General features: G+C 67.6%; 19 protein-coding genes. 6 read left to right on the top strand and 13 right to left on the bottom strand.

Going from position 1 to position 24240, the window contains the following annotated elements:
* Window position 1: 1 nt before the first annotated feature.
* Both NQ204_RS01250 and NQ204_RS01255 read right to left on the bottom strand, forming a co-directional pair.
* Window positions 2–1069 (bottom strand): LacI family DNA-binding transcriptional regulator, encoded by a 1068-nt coding sequence (locus tag NQ204_RS01250; protein ID WP_116863476.1) that lies wholly within the window; start codon window positions 1067–1069, stop codon window positions 2–4.
* 39 nt (window positions 1070–1108) lie between these two features.
* Window positions 1109–2398: a sugar MFS transporter gene (locus NQ204_RS01255; protein ID WP_116863455.1), complete on the bottom strand. Its 1290-nt coding sequence runs from the start codon at window positions 2396–2398 to the stop codon at window positions 1109–1111.
* 375 nt (window positions 2399–2773) lie between these two features.
* Between NQ204_RS01255 and NQ204_RS01260 the strand changes: the two genes are divergently transcribed.
* The 3 genes from NQ204_RS01260 (at window position 2774) to NQ204_RS01270 (ending at window position 9018) form a co-directional block, all read left to right on the top strand.
* Window positions 2774–3790: a glucokinase family protein gene (locus tag NQ204_RS01260; protein WP_116863454.1), complete on the top strand. Its 1017-nt coding sequence runs from the start codon at window positions 2774–2776 to the stop codon at window positions 3788–3790.
* Between the two features lie 150 nt (window positions 3791–3940).
* Window positions 3941–6565, top strand: coding sequence for a TonB-dependent receptor (locus NQ204_RS01265; protein ID WP_116863453.1), 2625 nt, complete (start codon window positions 3941–3943; stop codon window positions 6563–6565).
* 128 nt (window positions 6566–6693) lie between these two features.
* The gene (locus NQ204_RS01270; RefSeq protein WP_256642849.1) at window positions 6694–9018 is read left to right on the top strand and encodes a beta-N-acetylhexosaminidase; all 2325 of its coding nucleotides are present in this window, start codon (window positions 6694–6696) and stop codon (window positions 9016–9018) included.
* A gap of 88 nt (window positions 9019–9106) precedes the next feature.
* On the opposite strand, the gene NQ204_RS01275 is transcribed toward NQ204_RS01270, so the two are convergent.
* Window positions 9107–9499 carry a VanZ family protein gene (locus NQ204_RS01275; RefSeq protein WP_116863451.1) on the bottom strand — a complete coding sequence of 131 codons (393 nt, stop codon included), beginning with the start codon at window positions 9497–9499 and terminating at the stop codon, window positions 9107–9109.
* Window positions 9496–10680 (bottom strand): class I SAM-dependent methyltransferase, encoded by a 1185-nt coding sequence (locus tag NQ204_RS01280; RefSeq protein ID WP_116863450.1) that lies wholly within the window; start codon window positions 10678–10680, stop codon window positions 9496–9498. The genes NQ204_RS01275 and NQ204_RS01280 overlap by 4 nt, the downstream gene beginning before the upstream one ends.
* A gap of 58 nt (window positions 10681–10738) precedes the next feature.
* Here NQ204_RS01280 and NQ204_RS01285 point away from each other — a divergent pair, with 58 nt between their 5' ends.
* On the top strand, window positions 10739–11476 hold the full coding sequence (locus NQ204_RS01285; RefSeq protein WP_116863449.1) for a pteridine reductase: 738 nt from the start codon (window positions 10739–10741) through the stop codon (window positions 11474–11476).
* A gap of 42 nt (window positions 11477–11518) precedes the next feature.
* Here the strand turns inward: NQ204_RS01285 and folK are convergent, their stop codons facing one another.
* Window positions 11519–12004: a 2-amino-4-hydroxy-6-hydroxymethyldihydropteridine diphosphokinase gene (gene folK, locus NQ204_RS01290; protein WP_116863448.1), complete on the bottom strand. Its 486-nt coding sequence runs from the start codon at window positions 12002–12004 to the stop codon at window positions 11519–11521.
* A gap of 93 nt (window positions 12005–12097) precedes the next feature.
* Between folK and NQ204_RS01295 the strand changes: the two genes are divergently transcribed.
* On the top strand, window positions 12098–12847 hold the full coding sequence (locus NQ204_RS01295; protein WP_116863447.1) for a proteasome-type protease: 750 nt from the start codon (window positions 12098–12100) through the stop codon (window positions 12845–12847).
* 71 nt (window positions 12848–12918) lie between these two features.
* On the opposite strand, the gene NQ204_RS01300 is transcribed toward NQ204_RS01295, so the two are convergent.
* The 4 genes from NQ204_RS01300 to NQ204_RS01315 form a co-directional block, all read right to left on the bottom strand.
* Complete coding sequence (locus tag NQ204_RS01300) at window positions 12919–14430, bottom strand: ATP-binding response regulator (RefSeq protein ID WP_116863446.1); 1512 nt, start codon at window positions 14428–14430, stop codon at window positions 12919–12921.
* A 4-nt stretch (window positions 14431–14434) separates the two neighbouring features.
* Complete coding sequence (locus NQ204_RS01305) at window positions 14435–14875, bottom strand: response regulator (protein ID WP_116863445.1); 441 nt, start codon at window positions 14873–14875, stop codon at window positions 14435–14437.
* A complete protein-coding gene (locus tag NQ204_RS01310; protein ID WP_256642850.1) occupies window positions 14872–16686 on the bottom strand; it encodes a sensor histidine kinase in 1815 nt (604 codons plus the stop codon). Before NQ204_RS01310 ends, NQ204_RS01305 begins: the two co-directional genes overlap by 4 nt.
* A gap of 114 nt (window positions 16687–16800) precedes the next feature.
* On the bottom strand, window positions 16801–17172 hold the full coding sequence (locus NQ204_RS01315) for a BON domain-containing protein (RefSeq protein WP_116863443.1): 372 nt from the start codon (window positions 17170–17172) through the stop codon (window positions 16801–16803).
* Window positions 17173–17343: 171 nt separating this feature from the next.
* Between NQ204_RS01315 and NQ204_RS01320 the strand changes: the two genes are divergently transcribed.
* Window positions 17344–18387: an oxidoreductase gene (locus NQ204_RS01320; RefSeq protein ID WP_256642851.1), complete on the top strand. Its 1044-nt coding sequence runs from the start codon at window positions 17344–17346 to the stop codon at window positions 18385–18387.
* Between the two features lie 375 nt (window positions 18388–18762).
* On the opposite strand, the gene gnd is transcribed toward NQ204_RS01320, so the two are convergent.
* From gnd to NQ204_RS01340, 4 genes are all read right to left on the bottom strand, one after another.
* Window positions 18763–19668 carry a phosphogluconate dehydrogenase (NAD(+)-dependent, decarboxylating) gene (gene gnd, locus NQ204_RS01325; RefSeq protein WP_108747384.1) on the bottom strand — a complete coding sequence of 302 codons (906 nt, stop codon included), beginning with the start codon at window positions 19666–19668 and terminating at the stop codon, window positions 18763–18765.
* Between the two features lie 10 nt (window positions 19669–19678).
* Window positions 19679–20932, bottom strand: coding sequence for a hypothetical protein (locus NQ204_RS01330; RefSeq protein ID WP_256642852.1), 1254 nt, complete (start codon window positions 20930–20932; stop codon window positions 19679–19681).
* Between the two features lie 2 nt (window positions 20933–20934).
* Window positions 20935–21615 (bottom strand): DUF2242 domain-containing protein, encoded by a 681-nt coding sequence (locus tag NQ204_RS01335; protein WP_116865061.1) that lies wholly within the window; start codon window positions 21613–21615, stop codon window positions 20935–20937.
* Between the two features lie 180 nt (window positions 21616–21795).
* A complete protein-coding gene (locus NQ204_RS01340) occupies window positions 21796–23973 on the bottom strand; it encodes a carboxy terminal-processing peptidase (protein WP_116865060.1) in 2178 nt (725 codons plus the stop codon).
* Window positions 23974–24240 lie beyond the last annotated feature (267 nt).

Genomic DNA, 24240 nt, shown 5'->3' on the forward strand with positions numbered 1-24240 from the left:
CTCAGGCGGGTTCGGAAGGAAGGGGGCGCACGCCGGCCGGGCGCATCGGTGCGGTGGAGCCGCGCACCACCAGCTGCGGCACGAAGCCCTGGTTCTGCAGGGCGGCCGGTGCATCGTCGTAGGCATCGCTGCGCAGCTGCGCGATCAGCAGGCGCGCGGCGTGGCGGGCGATGTCCTCGGTGGCCTGCTTGGCGGTGGTCAGCGGCGGCCACGACTGGCGCGAGAACGGGCTGTCCTCGAAGCCGGCGATGGAGAGGTCGTAGGGCACGTTCATGCCGGCCGACTTCGCGGCCGCCAGCACGCCGGCGGCGATTTCATCGTTGGACCCGAAGATGGCGGTGGGCGGTTCGCGCAGCGCCAGCAGGCGTCGCGCACCACGGAAACCATCGTCGAAGGTGTAGTCGCCCTGCACCACCAGATGCTTGTCCACGGTCATGCCGTAGTCCTTCAGCGCGGCTTCGTAACCTGCGTAGCGCTCGCCCGAGGAACGGTGCGAGGCGCCACCCCAGAGGAAACCGATGCGCTGGTGGCCGAGCTGGATCAGATGCTCGGTGACTTCGTAGGCGGCCTCGCGGTCGTCGACGAACACGCAGGCGCCATCGGCCGGGTCCTCGGTGGCAGCGATGATCCGCACCAGCTTGATGCCGCGCGCGGTCAGCATCTGGATCAGGTCGCGACGCTCGGACATCGGCGCGGTCAGCACCAGCCCGGCCAGGCGCGAACGCTGCACCCAGTCGGCCAGTTCATCGGCCAGCATCGGTGAGCTCGAATCGCAGGGATGGATCTGTAGGCCGAAGCCGGTTTCGCGGCAGGCGGCGAGCACGCCGTTCTGCACGCCGATGATGTGGTACGGGTTCGGGTTGTCGTACACCAGCCCGATCACGAACGTGGTGCCGCTGCGCAGGTTCCGCGCCGACGGATCGGGTTCGTAGTCGAGCTCGGCGATGGCACGCAGCACCCGCGCACGGGTGGCCTGCATCACCGACGGCTCGTTGTTGATGACCCGCGACACCGTCTTCAGCGAGACCTTGGCCTTTTCGGCAACGTCCTTGATGGTCGCTCTGCGCATCGGCTTTTCCTGGGGTTGGCTGCCGTCCATCATCGCCGATCAGGCCTTGTCCTGCGGCAGGCCGGCGCGATGGCCGATCACCGAGTAGAACAGGATGTAGAGGTAGCACGGCACCATCAGCAGGACGAACACCAGCTGGAAGTCGATGTGCTGCTTGAGCACGGCGAACAGCTGCGGAATGATCGCGCCGCCTGCGATGCCCATCACCAGCAGGGCCGAGCCGGTTTCGGTGAAACGGCCCAGGCCGCGGATGGCCAGCGGGAAAATGGCCGGCCACATCATGGCGTTGGCGAAGCCCAGCAGCGCCACGAAGGCGACCGAGACATAGCCGTGGGTGGCCCACGCGCCCAGGCAAAACAGCACGCCCAGCACTGCCGAGACGGTGAGGTAACGCGACTGCGAAACCACCTTCGGAATCAACGCCAGGCCGACCACGTAGCCGATGAGCATGGCGAACAGGGTCAGCGAGGTGAACATCTTGGTCTGGTCCAGCGGCAGGTCGAAGCCGTGGCCGTAGGTACCGATGGCATCACCGGCCATCACTTCCACGCCGACGTAGACGAACAGGCACAGCACGCCCAGCCACAGGTGCGGGAACTGGAAGATGCTGCGGCGCTCGGCGGCACCCGCTGCAGTCGGCGTGGCGTTGGCTTCGGACGGTTTGATCTCCGGCAGCGGCGAGAACAGCACCGCCACCGCCAGCACCACCAGCACACCGGCCATGGCCAGGTACGGCGCGTGGATCTTGGCGGCAAATTCGTTGAGCAGCTGCGCCTTGGTCGCTTCATCGGCAGCGGCCACGCTGGCCGACAGATCGCCGATGCCGTGCAGCACCAGCGTGCCGATCAGCACCGGTGCCAGCATGCCGGCGATCTTGTTGCAGATGCCCATCAGCGCGATGCGGCGCGCGGCCGTTTCGATCGGGCCGAGGATGGAGATGTAGGGATTGATCGCGGTCTGCAGCAGGGCCAGGCCGCTGCCGATCACGAACAGGCCGCCGAGCGCACCGGGATACCAGCGCTGCGTGGCGAACTCGCCGAACAGTGCCGCGCCCGCGGCCATCACCAGCAGGCTCAGGCTGAGGCCCTTCTTCATGCCGGTGCGGCGCAGGATCCACGACGACGGCAGGGCGAGGAAGAAGTACGACAGGTAGAACACCATCAGCACCAGGAAGGCGCCAACCTCGCTGAGCTCGAATGCCAGCTTGACGAAGGTGATCAACGGGCCGTTGAGCCAGGTGAAGAAGCCGATCAGGAAGAACAACACGCCGACGATGGCGATGGAGGCGGCAACGTTTGGACGCGCGCTTGCAGCAGTGACGGCGGACATCAGGTGGGCTCCTGCGGCGACGACCGCAGAAGGCGGTGTCGGAGAGTGGCTGGGAACAACGTTGTCACATTCTTTCGGTGGAGTACCGCCGTTTGTCAACTTGATTGCACAGGCCCGGTGCGGCCGTGCTGCACTGCGCAACAGCACCAGCACGCTCAGCGCTGAATGCGCTCTGCGCCTAGAAGCCCATGGCGCAACGGCTAGCGGGTTAATACCGGGTCAAGACGATGTAAACGTTTACGGCGTCTGTCATTCGTTGCGGCGCAGCAACGAAAGTGTCACGAACTCGTTGACATCGTTGTCAACGCAGTTACAGACTCCGCCCCATCGACGGGCCTTTCGTGGGTCCGCTTCCCACCTGCAGCAGGAGCCCGCGTGACCGCAAGCCATCCCGCCCCGGCCCATGTCCTGTCCTGCGTCGCGCCCTCGTTCCTGGCCGCCGACGTCGGCGGCACCCATGTGCGCGTGGCAAGGGCGCAGGCCAGCGGCGACGAGGCCCATCCGGTGCAGCTGCTGGAATACCGCAAGTACCGCAATGCGGACTACGCAGGCCTGAGTGCGATCCTCACCGACTTCCTCGGTGACAGCGCGCGGCCCAGCCAGTGCGTGGTCGCCACCGCCGGCTTCGCCCGCGAGGACGGCACGGTGATCACCGCCAACCTGCCGTGGCCGCTGTCGGCCCGCCAGGTCGAAGCCGAGGTCGGCCTGCAGCACGTGCACATCGTCAACGACTTCGAAGCGGTGGCCTATGCCGCGGCTCAGGTTGACGCAAGCGGCGTGCTGCACCTGTGCGGCCCCGAGACTGCGCCGCGCGGCCCGACCCTGGTGGTCGGCCCCGGTACCGGCCTGGGCGCCGCGCTGTGGATCCCCACTCCTCATGGTCCGGTGGTGCTCGCCACCGAGGCCGGCCAGCCGACGCTGGCGGCCAGCACCGAACTGGAGATGGCCATCGTCCGCCACATGCAGCGCGACCGCGCGCACGTGTCGATCGAACATGCGCTGTCCGGCCCCGGCCTGATGAACGTGTACCACGCCATCTGCGCCCTGCAGGGGCAGTCCCCGGTGCTGGCCAGCCCGGATGCGGTGACCGCCGCAGCGATGGCCGGCACCGATGCCCTCGCCCGCCAGGCGCTGGATGTGTTCTGTGGCCTGCTCGGCAGCACCATCGGCGACATGGCGCTGTTCTACGGTGCGCAGGGTGGTGTCTACCTGGCCGGCGGCATCCTGCCGCAGATCCGTGAATACCTGCATGCCAGCACCTTCGTCGAACGCTACCTGCAGAAGGGGCCGATGGGCGAAGCGCTGGCACGCATCCCGGTGAAGGTGGTCGAGCACGGGCAGCTGGGCGTCATCGGCGCCGCCAGCTGGTTCCTGCTCCACGCCAACGCCTGAACCGCAGTACGCAGCAAGCAGTACGCAGCACCGCAGTACGCACGACGCACTGGAACCGCACCATCGCGCCCGGCAGCCCCTGCTGGCGCCAGGCATGACCTGCCATCCGTTCGCCGCCGACAACGCACATCAGTGATGAGGAGAGACATCATGAACACCCGCAAGACTCTGCTTTCGGCAGCCATCGTCGGCTGCCTCGCCTTCTCGGCGCACGCCCAGCAGGCTACCCCGCAGGACCTGGACACCGTGCAGGTGGTGGGCATCCGCGCCAGCCTGGAAAAATCGCTGGACACCAAGCGCAACAACGTCGGTGTGTCCGAAGCGATCACCGCCGAGGACATCGGCAAGTTCCCCAGCACCAACGTTGCCGAAGCGCTGTCGCAGATCCCGGGCGTGACCCTGGACCGCCGATTCGGCCAGGGCGAGCGCGTCAGCATCGACGGCACCGACCCCAGCCTCAACCTGTCCTTCCTGGACAACCACCCGGTTGCGCAGGCCATCTGGCTGTACGGCGAACAGCCCAACCGCGGCTTCGACTACACGCTGCTGGCCCCGCAGATTCTGGGCCGCGCGGAGATCATCAAGTCGTCCGAAGCGCGACTGACCGAAGGCAGCCTCGGCGGCACCGTGCTGATGCACACCCGCCAGCCGCTGGACCTGAAGCAGAACGAAGTGGCCGCCTCGGTGGGCTACAGCTACAGCCAGCAGGCCAGCGAAGGCAAGCCGAACGCGGCCGTGCTGTACAGCTGGAAGAACAACGACGAGACCTTCGGCGTGGCCGTCTCGGCCCAGCACTACGAAGAAGCCGTCGACCGCCAGGGCAAGGAAGTGTTCGGCTACACCAAGGCCAGCACCTTCCCCAATGCCACCGGCGTGGCTGCCGACGTGGACGTGCCGAACTCGTTCAACGCCGCCTGGTTCCAGCAGGAACGCAAGCGCGACAGCGCCGTGGTCAACCTGCAGTTCAAGCCGACCGATGACCTCGAGTTCAACCTGAGCGGCATGTACATCAAGGAAAAGTTCGACAACTACAACCAGTCGCTCTACTCCTTCCTGACCTGGAACCCGGGCACCGTCAACGCCGTCAACCAGCTCGGCGACGTGCGCAACGGCGTGGCCACCAGCGGCCACTCCAACGCCAGCGCCATCGCCAACAGCGGCACGCTGATCTATGACAACAACGTGCGCCTGTCCGAAGTGGTCACAAAGGGCGTGGACCTGCGTGGCGCCTGGAAGGGCGAAAGCTGGGGCGTGACCGGCCAGGCCGGCCAGAGCAAGTCCGACAACAAGAACCTGGCCCAGTACTTCATCGAGCCGTTCTACAACGGCGGCTACAGCTGGAACATGGACAAGGGCATCACCTTCGATGACCCGGCAGGCGCCCGCGACCCGGCCAACTGGGGTTCGGCCGGCGGATGGTTCGGCAACAACGGCGTGTTCTCCACCGAGAGCAAGGACACCTACGCCCAGCTCGACTTCAACGTCCAGTTCGACAGCATCTTCAACCAGCTGCAGTTCGGCGTGCGCCACGGCAAGCACGATGAAGCCTTCACCCTCAACGTGTACGGCGGCGTCACCCCGGGCACGCTGGCCGACGTCGGCACCATCGGCCTGACCGACATCCAGGGCTTCACCAGCGACCAGGGCCGCCACGTGCAGGCCGGCCGCAACAACGTGCTGAACTGGGTGCGCAACAGCCCGATCGACTACAGCAACCCCGATCCGGCCAGCTACCTCAACAACAGCTGGGCGCTGACCCAGACCAACAACGCGGCCTACGCGCAGTTGAACTTCTCCAACGGCCCGCTGCGCGGCAACCTGGGCGTGCGCTACGTCGATTCCAAGACCGAAGGCAGCGGCTTCGTCTACGGCGGCACGCCGACCCTGACCGACCTGGACAGCAAGTGGCAGACCCGCACCAAGAAGGAAGACTTCGTGCTGCCGTCGTTGAACGTCGCGTGGGACACCGACAACGACTGGGTGTTCCGCTTCGCCGCGGCCAAGGTGATCGCCTGGGCGCCGTACAACCAGATGGTCAACAACACCTTCCTCAACGACACCACCCTGACCGGTTCGGGCGGCAACGCCGATCTGTCGCCGTATGAGTCGTGGAACTTCAACGCCTCGGCCGAGTACTATTACGCGCCGCAGGCCGTGGTGGCGTGGTCGGTGTTCTACAAGAAGATCGACAACTACATCGACACCTCGGCCACCATCGAGCGCCAGTACAACTCGATCCGCGATACCTCGCCGGCCACCTGGGCGAACCTCGTCGGTACCAACGGCTGCACCGCCGACGGCTACTGCGATTACAGCATCCAGCGCCCGCGCAACGCCGGCAGCGGCCACGTCAAGGGCTTCAACATCAGCTTCCAGCAGCCCTTCGGCGAAAGCGGCTTCGGCCTGACCGCCAACTACACCTACGCCAACGGTGAGAACAACACCGGCGATCCGCTGCCGTACCAGTCGCGCAATGCCATCGCCTTCAGCCCGTACTACGAGAAGGGCCCGATCAATGCGCGCCTGACCTACAACTGGCGTGACAGCTATCTGGCCGGCGGCTACGTGGCCGGTGCCGCCCCGTCCAGCGTGGACGACTACGCGGAACTGGGTGCCAGCTTCGGCTATACCTTCAACGATAACTGGTCGCTGACGGTGGACGCGCAGAACCTGCTGGACGAGACCTACTTCCAGTACCTGGGCGACAAGGAACACCTGGCTGGCAAGTACAAGAGCGGCCGCCGCTACATGGCCACCCTGCACTTCAAGTTCTAAGACTGCACCCAGCTGCACATCGCGACGGGCCCGGATTTCCGGGCCCGTCGTACGATGGGAGACCGGAATCGCCGCCTGCGCGGCGGCCACGCGCGGCACAGCGAGCCGCCCACCACAGGAGTGAGACGATGCGACCCTTCCCCCTTGCCAGCATGCTGCTGGGCCTGGCGATGCTTCCCGCCGCCGCCCGCGCCGCCGATGCCCCGGCACTGGATACCGGCCCCGGCCCGCAGCTGCGCGCCGGCAGCCTGATGCTGATTCCCGCACCGGCCAAGGTGCAGCGCGGCAATGGCGCCGGCATCACCGTGGCCGCAGGCACGGCCCTGCGCGCCGACAGCGAAGCCGAGCAGCGCGTGGCCGGCCAGTTCGCCGATCTGCTCGCCCGCAGTGGCGGCCCGCGCCTGGCGCTGGCTACCGGCAAGGCCGGCGGCATCCGCTTCCAGATCATCCCCACCTTCCGCGATACCGGCGAGGGCTACACGCTGGAGAGCACCGCGCAGGGCGTGCTGGTGCAGGCCGGCAACGAGACCGGCCTGTTCTACGGCGCCACCACCCTGGCCCAGCTGGCCACCGGCGGCAGCCAGGGCGCGCTGCCGGCCGTGCAGATCCAGGACGCACCGCGTTTCAGCTGGCGCGGCTTCATGCTCGACTCGGCGCGCCACTTCCAGAGCCTGGACGAGATCAAGCGCGTGCTCGATGCGATGTCCGCGCACAAGCTCAACACCTTCCATTGGCACCTGACCGATGACCAGGGCTGGCGCATGGAGATCAAGCGCTACCCGAAGCTGACCGAGGTCGGCAGCTGCCGCCTGCCGGCCGGCGATGGCGGCATCGATCCGGTGACGAAGCAGGAATACCCGTACTGCGGCTTCTACACCCAGGACCAGATCCGCGAAGTGATTGCCTATGCAGCCAAGCTGCACATCCAGGTGATCCCGGAAATCGACGTGCCCGGCCATGCCACGGCCGCGATCGCCGCCTACCCGGAACTGGGCTCGATCAGCACGCCGCTGAAGCCGATCAGCGAATGGGGCGTGTTCCCCAACCTGTTCAACGTCGAGGACGGCACCGTCACCTTCCTGGAGAACGTGCTGGAGGAAGTGATCCAGCTGTTCCCGGCAAAGTACGTGCACGTGGGTGGCGACGAGGCGGTCAAGGACCAGTGGATCGCCTCGAAGCAGGTGCAGAAGCGCATGCGCGAGCTGGGCATCAAGGATGAGATGGCCATGCAGAGCCACATCATCAAGCGCCTGGAAACCTTCCTGGAAGCGCACGACCGCCGCCTGATCGGCTGGGACGAGATCCTCGAAGGCGGCCTGCCGCCGCAGGCCACGGTGATGTCCTGGCGCGGCACCGAAGGCGGCCTCGCCGCGGCCAGCAGCGGCCATGACGTGGTGATGTCGCCGGTCAGCCACCTGTATCTGGACTACCTGCAGACCGGTTCGCCGAACGAGCCGCCGGGCCGCCCGGCCCAGGTCAACCTGGCCAAGCTGTACAACTTCGAGCCGGTGCCGGCCGAGCTGGCCGCCGACAAGCGCGGGCACATCCTCGGCCTGCAGGCGAACATGTTCACCGAGCACACCCGCACCTACGCACGCCTGCAGCACAACCTGTTCCCGCGCCTGGCCGCGGTCGCCGAAACCGGCTGGAGCGCGCCGGAGCATCGCGATTTCCGCGATTTCCTCGCCCGCCTGCCGGCGCAGCTGCAGCGCTACCGCGCCTGGGGCCTGGCCTATGCGCAGACCCCGTTCGAAGTGGGCGTGGGCCATACCGACGACCGCGCCGCTAACACGGTGACGGTGTCGCTGGCCAATCCGCTGGGCTATGAGGTGCGCTACAGCACCGACGGCACGCCGGTGACCGCAAGCTCGCCGCTGTACCAGCAGCCGCTGACCCAGCCGCTGCCCGCCACGGTGCAGGCCGCTGCGTTCTTCCAGGGCCAGCCGCTGGCAGCGGCACCGACCGTGGCGTCCTACACCGCGCAGTCGCTGCTCAGCCGCCACAGCGAGGAACTGCACAGCTGCGTGGGCGAGAAGGGCCTGGTACTGCGCCTGGAAGACGATGGCCCGCGCGAAGGTGCGCGCAAGGTGTTCACCGTGGACATCTTCCAGCCGTGCTGGCGCTGGCCGGCCGCGCAGCTCGATGGCATCGGCAGCGTGGAAGTACGTGCCGGGCGCATTCCGTACTACTTTCAGCTGGCCCATGACGAACCGGCGCGCAGGTTCGAGAAGGCCAAGGGCCGCAACGGCGAAATGCTGATCCGTCGTGGCGACTGCACCGGCAAGGTCGTGGCCCAGGTGCCGCTGCCGGCCAGCACCGATGCCGATGGCTTCGTCACCCTGCGCGCGGCGCTGCCGAAGGGTGGGTCGGGCACGGACGATCTGTGCATCAACTTCACCGGCGACACGCGCCCAGCGATGTGGGTGCTGGATGAGGTGACGCTGCAGAAGTGATGCGGGACACGGTGGAGCCGAGCATGTCTCGGCTCCACCGGAACGACATCCACGCATGGCGTGGATGTACTGGCACCGCCGTGCTACCTCAACCGCGCCAGCGCAGCAGGATGTCGCGCACCGGGGTCAAGGCGGTCGCCAGACCCGACAGCACGCCCACCGTATTGGCCAGCGCATCCATCGGGTCGGCGCTGCGGTTGCTGGTCAGCGCACCCTGCGCGAACTCGATGCCCACGCCCATCAGCACCAGGCCCACGCCCGCCCACAGCAGCGGCGTGCCACGACGGAACAACTGCACCGCGCTGCCGGACAGGATGAAATAGGCCAGGAAGTGCTCGACCTTGTCGCCGTTCTCCGGCAGGTCGATCGGCGGCGGCGGAATCAGGCAGACCACGATCACCACCAGTACCGCCAGCAGCCACAGCGCGGTCCACAGCCGCGGCCGACGCAGCGGCTTGATCACCGGCAACCCTGCGCTCACAGGCGCCAGCTCAGGTCACCCAGCTCGAAGGCCGGTTCGAAATCCACCTCGCGCTGCAGGCCGATCACCTGGAAGCGTTCGCCCATCTCGGTCGGCAGGGTCAGCTTCTTCACCTGGTCGCGCAGCTGGATGCGGCCCACTTCATCGGTGCGCTCTTCGGCCAGCACCAGCACCTGGTCCAGGCCATTGCCGAGCAGGAAACTGGACTGGCTGCAGTAACCGGCCAGCTCGAAGCCACCGTGCAGGCCGGCCTCGGCCATGGCGGTGAAATCCACCGATGCGGTGATGTCCTGCAGGCCCGGCCAGCGGTACACCTCGTTGTGCACGTGGTGGCGGTAGAACGCGCGCACGGTGCCGTCGTCGCGGTCGTGCTGGTAGAACTCGCCACGGTTGTAGCCGTAATCGACGAACAGCATCGCGCCACGCTGCAGGCCACCGGCCACCGCCTGCAGCCAGTACGGCAGCTGCGGCAGCACTTCGGAGCGGTAGCCATCGGCGAAAGGCTTTTCCAGGTAGCGCTCGAGGTGGCGCACCGCGCCATTGAGCAGCACGTCGGCCGGCTGCGCGCCGCGCATGAAGTTGCCCTCGCCATCCAGCTCGACGGTTTCCTCGTAGACCTCGCCGTCCTTGATCAGGAAGCGCGGGGTCGGCAGCGCGTCGATCACCTCGTTGGCGAACACCACGCCGTCCCAGTCGTCATCGAACGGGCGGTCGACCCATTCCACGCGGCTGGCCAGCTCGGCCGGCAGGTTCTGCTGCAGGCGCTGCTGCTGGCGCTGGCGCAGGTCCGCGCTGGGCTCGAGGATGGCGTAGCGTGCCGGCAGCGCGTCCAGTTCGGCCAGGCGCAGCAGCACGGCCTCGGCGAAGGCGCCGGTGCCGCCGCCCAGCTCCAGCATGCGCGCGTGCGCATCCAGCTGTGCGAACACCGGGGCCAGCGCGTTGGCCACGCTGCCGGCGAACAGGCTGCCGAGCTCGGGCGCGGTGGTGAAATCACCACTGCCACCGAACTTGCTGGCGCCGGCGCTGTAATAGCCCCAGCCGGGGGCGTACAGGCACAGCTCCATGAAGCGCGAGAACGGGATCGCCCCGCCCTGCGCAAGGATTTCGGCACGCAGGGCGGCCGCCAGCTGGTCGCTGTGGGCCAGGGCGTCGGCTTCAGGCAGGGGGAAGGTGGGCTGCATGGTGTCTTCGAATGCGGTGACAATGGTGCACAGGATAGCCGAGCCTTGGAGGACCCTCATGAGCGACACCGCCCCCGTGGCCCTGATCACCGGCAGCGCCCGCCGGATCGGTGCGGCCATCGCCCGCCAGTTCCACGCCTGTGGCTGGTCGGTGGTGCTGCACGCCCACGCATCCAGCGCCGAGCTGCAGCAGGCCGCGTTCGACCTGGAGAACGTCCGCCCGGGCAGCGTGCTGGCCCTGCAGGCCGACCTGCGCGACGCCGATGCCCTGCCCGACCTGGTCGAACAGGCCGTGGCCCACTTCGGCCGCCTGGACGCGCTGGTCAACAACGCCTCCAACTTCTTCCCCACCCCGTTCGGCCAGGTCACCGCCGAGGCCATGGACGAGCTCTACGCGGTCAACGCCCGCGCGCCGCTGCTGCTGTCACAGGCGGCCGCGCCCTACCTGCGCCGCCAGCAGGGCTGCATCGTCAACCTGACCGACCTGCACGGCACCGACCCGATGCGCGACCACGTCGCCTACACCATGGCCAAGGCCGCGCTGGAAATGGCCACCCGTTCGCTGGCGCTGGAACTGGCGCCGAAGGTGCGGGTGAATGCCGTGGCGCCGGGCGCGATCCTGTGGCCGGAACAGGGCAAGGATGATTTCGCCCGCGAAGCGCTGCTGGCGCGCACGCCGCTGGCCCGCATCGGCACCGTCGAGGAGATCGCCGAGGCGGTGTACTGGCTGGTGGCCGAGGCCAGCTTCGTCACCGGCCACACGCTGCGCGTGGATGGCGGGCGTACTGTCAGCTGACACGACCGGTAGTGCCGGCCGCTGGCCGGCAACAAAAACCCATCATTCCAGGTCCACGACCTCGAACGCTTCGCCATGCTGCTTGTGCGCGCGCCACAGCGTGGCCAGATCCCGGCCGCTCACCGGATCGATGAAGTCCGGGGCGATGTCCGCCAGCGGCTTCAGCACGAAGGCATGCTTCAGCTCCGGGCGCGGGATGCGCAGGTGGCCGGGCCCTTCCACCACCAGGTCGCCGTAGAACACCACGTCGATATCCAGCGTACGGTCGGAAAAGCGCGGCCCGCTGCGGTCGCGGCCATGCGCGTCTTCCAGCGCGTGCAGCCAGTCGTCCAGTTCCTGCAGCGGCAGATCGGTCTCGATCGCCACGCCGTTGTTGAGGAAGGCCGGGCCATCGAAGCCGACCGCGGCCGTGCGGTAGGCCGGTGATACCCGCAGCGCGCCGAAACGCTTGCGCAGGGCCGTCACCGCGGCGTGGAGGTAGCGGCGGGGCTGGACGTTGCTGCCCAGGCTCAGGAGCACGGTGGTCATGCGGTTCCGGTGACGGCGTTCAGGGGGGGGGTGGGCATGCCATCGTCACGGCGGCCTGCCTACAATCCAGGACGCACATGATAGGACACCCACATGACCTATTGCGTTGGAATCGAGGTGGACGAAGGCCTGGTCTTCGCCGCCGACACCCGGACCAATGCCGCGCTGGACGATGTCCGCGTGCACCGCAAGCTGCACGTGTTCGAGTACCCCGGCGAGGCGACCTTCGTACTGATGGCCGCCGGCAACCTGGCCACGACCCAGCTGCTGGTCTCGCGCCTGCAGCGTGATGCCGCCGAAGCGCGCACGCCCAACCTGCGGCAGATGACGCACCTGTTCGAAGCCGCCGCCTACGTGGGCGCGCTGCTGGTGGACAGCCAGGTGAAGTGCCAGCACACCGAACACGGCCACGACGGCATCAACACGCAGGCCACGCTGATCTTCGGTGGGCAGATCGCCGGCGAGCAGCCAGGCCTGTACATGATCTACCCGCTGGGGAATGCCATTGCCGCCTCGCCGGAGACGCCCTACCTGCAGATCGGCGAATCCAAGTACGGCAAGCCGATCCTCGACCGCATCCTCAGCCCGGCCACGCGGCTGGAAGATGCCGCGCGCACGGCGCTGCTGTCGCTGGACTCGACCATCCGTTCCAACCTGTCGGTGGGCCTGCCGATCGACATGGTGATGCTGCGCAAGGGCGAACTGCAGGTAGACCAGCAGCTGCGCTTCACCGCCGATTCGCCGCTGTATGCCGACATCCACAACAACTGGTCACGGCGGCTGGAGCAGGCGGTGGCAAGCCTGCCGCGGTTCCCGTGGGAAGCGCCCGGCACCGACCAATAAGACCGGCCGGGCATGGCCCGGGGCTACCGGGTCACGGTGACGGTAGTACCGGCCGCTGGCCGGCAGCCCCTTCAACCCAGCGCTTCGGCCACCGCGCGGAACACCTGCTGCATCTGCAGCGGCTTGCGCAGCACGTGCACGTCGATTCCCGCCGGGAAGGCGCTGGTGTCCAGCTCCACCGCGGCCTCTTCCAGCACCAGTGCCGGGCCGGCGTAGCCCAGCGTGGCCATCTCACCCAGCAGCTGGCTGGCCGGCAGCAGGCGCGAGCCGGCATCGGCAATGACCAGCGCCGGCATCGCTTCCTGCTGCATCCAGCGCAGCGCGGCCGGGCCGTCGGAAGCCAACTGCAGCTGGTAGCCCTGGCTGGACAGCGCATTGCCCAGCAGCGACAGGCGCGTGGCTTCGCCATCGACCACCAGGATCGACTGGCCACTGCCCAGCGCCACCAGCTGTTCGACCGGCTCACCGCCCTCGGCCAGCTCATGCATCGGCAGCCGCAGCTCGAATCGCGTGCCCTGCCCCAGCTGGCTGCTGACGTGGATGCTGCCACCGGCACCTTCGACGATGCGCTTGCAGGAAATCAGGCCCAGCCCGGTGCCGTCGGCCTTGGTGGTGAAGAACGGATTGAACAGGTGCGACAGCGTGTCGGCATCCATGCCGATGCCTTCGTCTTCGACCACGATGCGCAGCCAATCGACGCCCTCGCGTTCGCCGGCATGTTCGGCGGTCAGGCTCAGGCGCCCGCCCTGCGGCATCGCCTGGATCGCGTTGAGCGCCAGGTTCAGCAGCACCTGCTGCAGTTCGGTGTAGTTGGCATCGACCACCAGCCCTTCGTCCTGCACCTCCAGCTCGAGGTTCACCGCCTCGGGCACGTTGCTGCGCAACAGCAGCGCCACGGCCTGGAACAGATCATCAATGACGATGCGCTCGCTGGGATTGCGCGAGCCACGCACGAAGGACAGCATCGATTCGGCCATCTCGTGGCCACGGCGGCCGCACTCGGCGATGACATCGGCCAGATGATGCAGCTGCGGGTCTTCGGTACGCGCCTTCAGCAGGTCAGGCATGATCAGCAGCGGCTGCAGGATGTTGCGCAGATCGTGGCTGAGGCCGGCGGCAAGCAGCGAGAGGCTCTCCAGCCGCTGCGCACGCATCAGCTCGGTTTCCACGCGCAGGCGCTCCACCGCGCTGCGTGCATCACGCACCGCGCGCGCCACCGCCGACGGCAGGCGCGCCGGGTGGTGCTTGATGATGTAGTCATTGGCGCCCTTCTGCAGGGCCTCCACCGCGTTCTCCTCGCCCATCGTGCCGGAGACGAAGATGAAGGGAACATCCGGTGCGGCCTCGCGCACGATGCGCAGCGCTTCGTCACCGGAGAAACCCGGCATGCTCAGGTCCGAGAGCACAATGTCCGGCGCGAAGCTGGCCAGCGCCTGGCGCAGCTCGGGGCCGCTCTCCACGCGCTCGAAACGGGCGTCCAGGCCCGCGTCGAGCATCTGTTCGGACATCAGCTCGGCATCTTCCGCTGAATCTTCCACCAGCAGGATGCGCAGCGCCCCGAGGGCCGGACCAGTCAAGGGCATGGCCTTACTCGACCTCCGGTGCCTGGTTGATCAGCGCCCAGAACTTGCCCAGGGTCTGCACCGCGCCGAAGAACTGGTCCACGTCCACCGGCTTTACCACGTAGGCGTTCACGCCCATGTCCCAGCTGCGCGCCAGATCGCTTTCCTCGCGCGAGGACGACAGGATGACCACCGGCAGCCGCTTCAGTTCGTCGTGCTCGCGGATCTGCCGCAGCACTTCCAGGCCATCCATGCGCGGCATCTTGATGTCCAGCAGCAGCACCGCCGGCAAGCCCTCTTCGCGGCCGGCCCACGCACCACGGCGCAGCAGGTAGTCCATCACTTCCACGCCGTCCTCGACGTGGACGATGGGGTTGGCCAGACGGGCCTCCTGCAGTGCATCGATGGCCATTTCAGCGTCGGCCGGGCTGTCTTCGGCCAGGAGGATGGTGCGCAGCGTCGTCATGCGGAAGACCCTTGGTTGACTGCATCCAGTGCCGGAGGCAGATAGAAGTGGAAGGTGGCACCGGCATCGGGCGCGGCTTCGGCCCAGATGCGGCCGCCATGGCGGGTCAGCACGCGGCGCACGCTGGCCAGGCCGATGCCGGTGCCAGGGTAGTCACTGGCCTTGTGCAGGCGCTGGAACACGCCGAACAGCTTGCCGGCGTAGGCCATGTCAAAGCCTGCACCATTGTCGCTGACCGTGAACTGATGGCCGCCATCGGCCTGCTGCTGGTAGTCCACGTGGATCTGCGCCGGTTCACGGTTGCCCGAGTACTTCACCGCGTTTCCGAGCAGGTTCAGCCACACCTGGCGCATCATGTTCTCGTCGGCCACCACGATCGGCAGCGGCGCGATGTTCCACTCCACGTGGTGGGCCACACCGCTGCTTTCGGCATCGGTCTTCAGATTGGCATCGAGCATGGCCCGCGTGTCGGCCACCAGCGTCTGCATGTCCACCGCCTGCTGGCGCATCGCCGCGCGGCCCAGCCGCGAATAGACCAGCAGGTCGTCGATCAGCGCCGCCATGCGCCGCGCCGAACCGGAGATCACGTCCAGGTAGTGATGGCTCTTCTCGTCGGCGCCCTCGCCCAGGTGCCGCGACAGCTTGTCGGAGAAACCGGCGACGTGGCGCAGCGGTGCGCGCAGGTCGTGCGACACCGAATAGCTGAAGGCCTCCAGCTCACGGTTGACCTCCGAGACCTGGGCCACCTTGCCTTCCAGCTGGCGGTTCAGCTCTTCCACGCGCCACTGCACGGCACGCTGCACGGTCACGTCGCTGACCGTCATCAGCACCACTTCATCATCGGTGTCGGGCAGCGGCATGCGCCGCGCATTGATGAGCATGTAACGCACCGTGCCGTCGGTGCGCTGTTCGTGTTCGAAGTCCCACAGCTCGCGCCCTCGCAGCAGCACGTCGGACAGGCGCTGGCGCACTACCGGATCCTGCCACGCGCCTTCGCCGACATCGGCCAGCAACGTGCCGTCGGCACGTTCGTCCTGCAGCCCGTACAGTTCGGCGAACGCCGGGTTGTGCAGCTGCACGCGCAGGTCGCGGTCGAGCAGCACAATCGGCTCGCGCACGGTCTGCAGCACCGAGGCGGCACGCGCGGCCGCGCGCAGCGACTGCCGCTCGGCGTGCAGGCGGCGGCCGATCTGCCGCTGCAGCAGCCACAGCACCAGGCCCAGCAGGCACAGCTGCACCACCAGCGAGCTCCACGACACCAGCTCGGTCTGCTTGCGCTGGCGCGCCGCCTGTTCGGCACGCGCCGCCAGCAGCTTCTGTTCGCTGGCCTGCATTTCTTCCACCAGGCCACGGATCGGGTAGCGCGTGCTCAGGTCCTGCACCAGTTCGCGCTGGTCGGTATTGGGTTCGGACCGCGCCAGCTGGCGGGCCAGCGCCATGCGCCCTTCCAGCATCGACTCGATGCGGCCGATGCGGATCAACTGGTCGGGGTTGTCGCGGGTCATCCGGGCCAGCTCGGTCAGCCGCCCGGGAATGTCATTGGCCTTGCCCATGCGCTCGCGCAGGCCGGGCGCATCCACGCCCTTGGACAGGGTCAGCGCCGCCGACTCGACGTCACGCACGTCGGCCTGCAGCTGCTGCAGGGCCACGCCGACCGCCTGCGTGTGGCTGACCCAGGCCATCGCCTGTTCGTTGTCCTGCTGCAGCTGACGCAGGGTCAGCCAAGGGACGATGATGATCGCAGCAGCGGCGAGTGCCAGCGCAGGCAGCCGCCAGCGGTCCCAGATGCCATCACTGAACACCAGCGCCATGATCCACCGTCAACGAAGCGATGCCGCCAATATAGCGCAGCCGTTCACTCCGCGAACACACGACAGGGGCGCCCCTCGCGGGACGCCCCTGTCCACTTCAAGCGAGCGCCGGGATCAGCGCTTGGCGGCGGCGTTGACCTTCAGCGCGGCCGAATCGACGCGGGTCACGCCCTTGATGCCCTTGGCGGTGGTGACGGCCTTGTCCTTCTCGGCCTGGGTGGCAACGGTGCCGCTGAGGCTGACCACACCGTTGACCGTTTCCACCTTCACTTCGGTGCCCGGGACATTGCTGCTGGCCAGCAGGTCGGCCTTCACCTTGGTGGTGATCCAGCTGTCGGTCACCGGCTCGTTGGAGTCGTGGCGATCCGCGTGGGTCATCGCGGCATGGTCGGCCTTCGGCGGGTCCTTGGCCATTACCGCCGAAGAAGACAGGGCCAGGCCCAGGGTGAGGGACGAAGCAATCAGGGTACGGGTCAGGCTGCTCATCGTGCGGTGCTCCTTCTGGATGTGCTGCCAGTGTGGACAGGTGCCTGTGTTGCACGCGTCGGGCTGGGGTCACGCTGCCGTGAATCCGCGAAAGGCATCGGTAGCCATTCAGTTTTGCCTCGCCCGTAACCACGTTCTACGCTTTGTCTCCCCACTCTGCGGAACGCGCCCATGCGCCCCGACCTGCAACTGGCCCTGATCGGCTACGGCCTGGCCGGCCGTGTCTTCCACGCCCCGCTCATCCAGCACACGCCCGGGCTGGCCCTGCACAGCATCGTCAGTTCGCAGCGTGACACGCTGCTGCGCAGCTTCAGCGATGTGCACGTGCGTGCCACCGCGCAGGAGGTGTTCGATGACCCCGCCGTGGACGCGGTGGTGATCGCCACGCCGAACGAGCAGCACGCACCGCTGGCGATTGCCGCATTGGCCGCCGGCAAGCACGTGCTGGTCGACAAGCCGTTCGCCTTGGACGTGGCCGAGGCGGAAACGGTGCTGGCCGCGGCGCGCGATGCCGGGCGCATCGCCACGGTGTTCCAGAACCGGCGCTTCGATGCGGATTTCCTCACCCTGCAGGCGCTGCTGGTCGAGGGCACGCTGGGCGAGGTGGCCGAATGCCACGCGCATTTCGACCGCTACCGGCCACAGGTACGCGATCGCTGGCGCGAAAAGGAAGGACCCGGCAGCGGCCTGTGGTACGACCTTGGCCCGCACCTGCTGGACCAGATGCTGGTGCTGTTCGGATGGCCGCAGGCGATCGATGCCGATCTGGCGGTGCAGCGCGAAGGCGGCAGCGGCATCGACTATTTCCATGCGGTGCTCCATTACCCACGGCATCGCGCGATCGTGCATGCCGGTTCGCTGGTGGCGGCGCCGACGCCGCATTTCGCGGTGCATGGCCGCGGCGGCAGCTGGGTCAAGCACGGCCTGGACGTGCAGGAAGCGCAGCTGCGCCGTGGCGTGGCACCGGGCGCGCCCGGCTGGGGCATCGACCCGCGGCATGGCGAGCTGCTGCGCTGCGATGCGGAGGACAACGTGCAGCGCACGACGGTGGACAACCTGCCGGGTGACTACCGCCGGCTGTATGCGCAGTTCGCAGGGGCGATGCGTGGCGAGGGCGAGCCGACGGTGAGTGCGGTGCAGGCGCTGCAGCTGATGCGGTTGCTGGAGGCGGGGATGATGAGTGCGCGCGAAGGACGGCGGGTGGTGCTGGGGTGATCGGCAGGGCTGCGCCCTGCACCTGCCGAATCAACGTCGACTTCAACGTCAAAAGCTGGCTCTCCGTGGGATGGCGGGGCGGGTCCGGTTGAGGGGGACGCCGTAAACCCATCCATGGGGGCTTGGTCGCGGCATCCATGCCGCTCACACCCCCTCAACCGGACCCACCCCGCCTTCGACAGTTTCCTGCAGGCTGTTGGAACCTGCTGCTGATGGTGGGTGCTTTTGGTGGGTGCTGTTGGTGGGTGCCGACCGTTGGTCGGCACGGGATCGGATCTGGTAGGTGTCGACCTTGGTCGACACGGTAGAGCCACGCCATGCGTGGATGACGTGGTATCGATCGGAATGTGTTTCTGCGGCCTCCCGTTGCGGGGCTTACGACTTCTTGATCGCGTGGCCGCCGAATTCGTTGCGCATCGCCGAGAGCAGGCGGTCGGTGAACGAATTGGATTCGCGCGAGCGCAGGCGTTCCAGCAGCGACAGGGTGATCACCGGTGCGGGCACGTCCAGGGCAATCGCTTCGGCGACGGTCCAGCGGCCTTCGCCGGAATCCTCGACGTACGGGGCGATGCCATCCAGCGACGGATTGCGCTTGAGTGCTTCGGTGCTCAGGTCCAGCAGCCACGAACGCACCACGCTGCCGTGGCGCCAGACTTCGGCCACCTGGGCCAGGTCCAGTTCCATCTCCTGCTTGCGCTCCATCAGCGCGAAGCCTTCGGCATAGGCCTGCATCATTCCGTACTCGATGCCGTTGTGGACCATCTTGGTGAAGTGGCCGGCGCCGGACGGGCCGACACGGCCCCAGCCGCGGTCTTCTGCCGGTGCCAGGGTGCGCAGCAGCGGCGCGACCTGTTCGACCACCGATGCTTCGCCACCGACCATCAGGCTGTAGCCTTCCTGCAGGCCCCAGACGCCACCGCTGGTGCCGCAGTCGACGTAGCCCAGGTCATCCTCGGCCAGCGCCTTGGCGCGGCGGATCGAGTCCTGGTAGTTGGAGTTGCCGCCGTCGATGACGATGTCACCCTCAGCCAGGTGCGGGGTCAGCTGGCCCAGGGTCTGGTCGACGGTCTCGCCGGCCGGCACCATCAGCCACACCACGCGCGGCACCGGCAGCGCGGCAACCGCCGCGGCCAGCGAATCGACGACCTCCAGGCCGGCCTCGGCGGCGCGCTGGCGGGCACCTTCGCCCGGGTCGTAGCCGACCACGCGGTGGCCGCCGCGATGCAGGCGTTGGGCCATGTTGGCGCCCATGCGGCCGAGGCCGATCATTGCAATGTCCATTGTTTCACCTTCAGTTGGAGTCTAGGGTCAGGCTGCCTGGCCGGCCGGTCGCCGCGCAGTGGCGCAGCTGCGCCTCGCGCCAACGCCGAAAGAGCGTGGTATGCAGATTGTGCAACGCCAGGTCGATGGAAAACGACGTGCGTGGGTTGCGGTCGAGCAGGCGGATGATGTGGTAACCGATGGGACGTATACCGCGTGGGTGCACATAGATCACGAACTGCTGGTAGAACGGATCGTCCAGCAGCTGGTCCATCCGCGCCAGCGTGGCCTGGAAACGCGGTTGCAGCTGCGCGCGCAGGCCGGGGTCGCGTTCGTACAACAGGCGTTCGAAGTAACGGCGGCCGAGCCGCGGAATGCCCTGCGCAAGCGTCCAGATCTCGGCGTTGCGCTGGTCGTACCAGGCCAGCCCGCCGTGCGTGGCCAGCGCCTGCGCCGCGTCTGCGCCCACGTCGACGACGATGAAATTCTCGGCCTGGTTGCTCAGGTCGTCCAGCGTGGCGACGTCGCCCACGTGTTCAATGAAACCGGGCACGCCGAGAAAGGCGGTGCGCCCCATCGCTGCGGTGCGCACCGCCTTGCCATCAGCGAAGAACTCACCGGCTCGCGTGCCGAGCAGGATGCTGTCGGTGTCGTGCAGGCCCAGCAGGGTGCCGATCGACAACTCACCGGGCGCGAATTCGGCATCGAAGGCGGCATCGCCGTACAGCTCACGCTGGGTGGCCAGCTGTGCGACCTGGCGGCCCACGCCACATTCGGCGCGCACGCTGCCGGTGTAGAACGCATCCAGCGCACGGCTGTTGCCGGTCAGCGGCGTGTAGCCACGTCCGAAGCTGCGGGTGTTCTGCCAGCCCTGCGCAGGCGCGCCGCGTGCGCCGAAACCGATCCAGCCCAGCTGCAGGCCGCTGAAGCGGAACCCGGGGTTGTCCTGCAGCGCCTGCGCCGCGCGTTGCGCCGCTGCGCCCAGCTCGAAGGTGTAGGCGCAGAGCGTGGCCGGGTCGTCGAGCAGACGCTGCAACAGGTCCTGCCGCGCGTCGTCCGTCATCGACGCCGGCCAGCGCACCTGCAGGTCGCCGGCCTGCTGCGCGGCCTGCAGCGACGCGCGCGTGCAGACCGGTCCGCCGTGGATGCTCGGCGCTTCAATCGTGGCAGTTTCGAAGCGCCAGCCCAGCCGCTGCAGCAGGCCCTGCGCGCACGCGCCGGTGGAGGCGCTGCCAAGCACGGGCCAGCCCAGCAGCAGGGCCAACCCCAGCGCCCTGACCTTCATCGTCAGCCCTGTTCGGCCGCGGGTTGCGGGACTGGCTCGTCAGGTCTGGGGGTGGCCGGCGCCGCGGGCGCAGGGGCAGGCACAGCCGCCGGTGCCGGCTCCTGCACCGCCGCCGGTTGCGGGGCGGGCATAGGCGTCGGCGTCGGCTTCGCCGCTGCGGCCGCCGGCAGATACTGGTGCAGGCGGTCGAAGAAGCGGCGGTAGAAGTCGGAATCAGTGATCGTGCTGCTGGCAACTTTCACCAGCGAATCGTCGTTGCTGCCGAACGGCAGCGACACCGAGCCCAGCGCACCCACGCCGACGCTGGCCGAGGTCGGGCTCTTCTTCAGCGCATAGCGGTCCTGCACGGCGCTGACGAACACCAGCGCCTGCTCGCTGCCACGGGGCGCGCAGGAAATGCGCAGCACCAGCTGCTCATGGTCGTCCTCGCGTACCTGGAAGTTCTTGTTGCCTTCCACCTGCCCATCGTCGGCACGCGCGATCGCATAGCCCTGACTGAGCAGGGTGCGTCGTGCCGCCTCACATGCCTCGGCCGGGCGGCCGTCGACAGTGCGCGAGAAAGTGTCGCCCGAATCGAAGGATTCGCGCAGCAGGCTGTTGTCGGCAGCACGGCCACCGCAACCGGCCAGGACCAGGGTGCTGGCCACGGCCAGCAGGGACAGCGAAAGACGGGAGGCCCGCATGGGTACTCCTGCGAGAACGGAAGCCCCAAGGGTAGACCCGGGGCCGTGTGCGCCAGGTCGAAGCCCCCGCCCCCGTTGCTCCCGGTTCATCGACGCCCGCCGGGCATGGCCCGGCGCTACCGGAAAAACAAACGGGGCCGGCAGTGCCGGCCCCGTGGGGTACTTCACGTCAGCGGCGGGTCAGTCGGCCCAGCGGCCGGCGCCGGTGGACTGCGGCAACACCTGGGCCGACAGCGGGCGGTCGGTTTCCAGCAGGTTCACCGCATCAGACAGGATCGAGGCCGATTCACGCAGCAGCGGGTCCGGGCGCTTCTCGGCGGCCTTCTCGCGGGCGGCATCCTTGACGATGTCGCGCTCGTTGCCGGTCAGGCCGTCATCGCTGCTGTCATCGGCCAGCGGGTCCAGGGCCAGGCCCAGTTCCTTGCGGATGACCTGGCGGTCCTTGCGCTGCTTGTCCTGGCGCTCACGCTCGGCCAGACGGGTGGCTTCGTTGAGCGAGACATACTTCTTCGCCGCCTCGGTGCGGAACTGCTGCACGTCCTCGTTCCACCACTGGAATTCCCTGTCGGTGGCGATACGGGCTTCGTGGCGCGTTTCCAGCTTCGGCAGCAGCGGCGCGAAGTTGCCGTACTGGGTGTGCGGCACGGCAGCGATGCGGGTCCACGGCAGCGCGTTGTCGTAGGTGCTTTCGCCGAATTCGGTCGCATCGACGCTGGCCGGGAAGGCCAGGTCCGGCACCACGCCCTTGTGCTGGGTGCTGCTGCCGCTGATGCGGAAGAACTGGGCGATGGTCAGCTTCACCTGGCCAAAGCGCTGGGTCTCGCCACTCGGCCAGCGGTCCAGGTCGACGATGTTCTGCACGGTGCCCTTGCCGAAGCTGGTTTCACCGATGACCAGGCCACGGCCATAATCCTGTATGGCACCGGCGAAGATCTCCGACGCCGAGGCCGAGCCACGGTTGATCAGCACGGCCAGCGGGCCGTCCCAGGCAACACCCTGGTTGCGGTCGCTGTTGACGGTGACGCGGCCACCGGATTCGCGCACCTGCACTACCGGGCCCTGTTCGATGAACAGGCCGGTCAGTTCGATGGCTTCATCCAGCGAACCACCGCCGTTGTTGCGCAGGTCCAGCACCACGCCGTCCAGCTTGTCGGCCTTGAAGCCAGCCAGCAGCTTGGTGACGTCGCGGGTCGCCGAGGCGTAGTCGGCAGCGTTGCGGCGGCGGCCTTCGAAATCCTGGTAGAAGGTCGGCAGCTTGATCACGCCCACCTTGCGCTCGGGCTGGCCATCCTTGCCCGGGATGGTCATGGTTTCGCCCTTGGCGGCCTGTTCGGCCAAGCGCACCTTCTGACGGGTCAGCAGCAGGGTGTGGTGCTTGCCGTCCACGCCGTCCTCGGCGGAGATGAACTCCAGGCGGACCTGGGTGTCCTTGGCGCCACGGATCTTGGCCACCACGTCATCGATGCGCCAGCCGATCACATCGTCCACCGGCCCGGACTTGCCCTGGCCGACGCCGACGATGCGGTCGCCCGGCTTGAGGGTGCCGTCCACGGCGGCCGGACCACCGGCAATGATCTCGCGGATCACCACCATGTCGTCCTGGCGCTGCAGCTGCGCGCCGATGCCTTCCAGCGACAGCGACATCGCCTGGTTGAAGTTCTCGGCGGTGCGCGGGGTGAAGTAGTCGGTATGCGGGTCGACGGCGCTGGTGTAGGCGTTCATGAAGAACTGGAAGACATCTTCGCCCTTCAGCTCGTTGACGCTCTTTTCCAGCGTGGCGTAACGCTTGTCCAGAGTCTTGCGGATGTCGTCGGACTTCTTGCCGGCCAGCTTCAGGCGCAGCCAATCGTTCTTCACCGACTTGCGCCACAGCTCATCGAGCTCGGCGTTGCTGGCCGCCCACGGCACGTCCTTGCGGTCGTATTCGAAGCGCTCGTCGGCGGTGAAGTCCGGTTCCTGCTTCAGCAGCTTGCGTGCGTAACCGACGCGCTCGCCGACGCGCTGCTTGTAGACGGCGAACACTTCAAAGGCAGGCTCCAGCTCACCGCCACGGATGGCGTTGGCGATGCCGGCCTGGAACGGCGCGAAACGGGTCACGTCGGCCTGGGTAAAGTACTGCTTGCCGCCGTCGAGGGTTTCCAGGTAGCGCTTGAACACGTCCTTGGAGGTCGCCTCGTCCAGCGCGCGCGGCCGGTAGGCGTAGCGGCTGTCGGACAGCAGGCCGTAGACCAGCTTGGAGGTGGTGACCTGGTCGGCGGTCGCGGCCGCCGGCAGCGCCGGCGAGTCGGCCTTGGCCGCCAGCGCCAACGGCGCGACCAGCGCCAGGGCCATCAGGAATGCGGGGGCTTTGAATTTCATGGACGTGCTCGAAGGCGCCTTGCCAAGGGGGAGACTGCAGGGTGTTCAGACACCACGACAGTGCCGAAAGTTGCCGTGTTTGTCACCCGGCCGCGTTCGGTGGAAATCCAGCCTAGCGGGGCCGGTGTAGCAAATTGTGAATGCAGGGCAAGGCGTGCGGACCAACGGTCCGCACCTGCCTCATGAGACGCCGGCTGTCAGATTGCCGATGGCATCGGGTGGAGAGCCCCCTGAGTCAGGGGGCGGCTGCGAAGCGGCGGGGGTGTG

It is taken from the genome of Stenotrophomonas testudinis, assembly GCF_024499815.1.
Lineage (GTDB): Bacteria > Pseudomonadota > Gammaproteobacteria > Xanthomonadales > Xanthomonadaceae > Stenotrophomonas.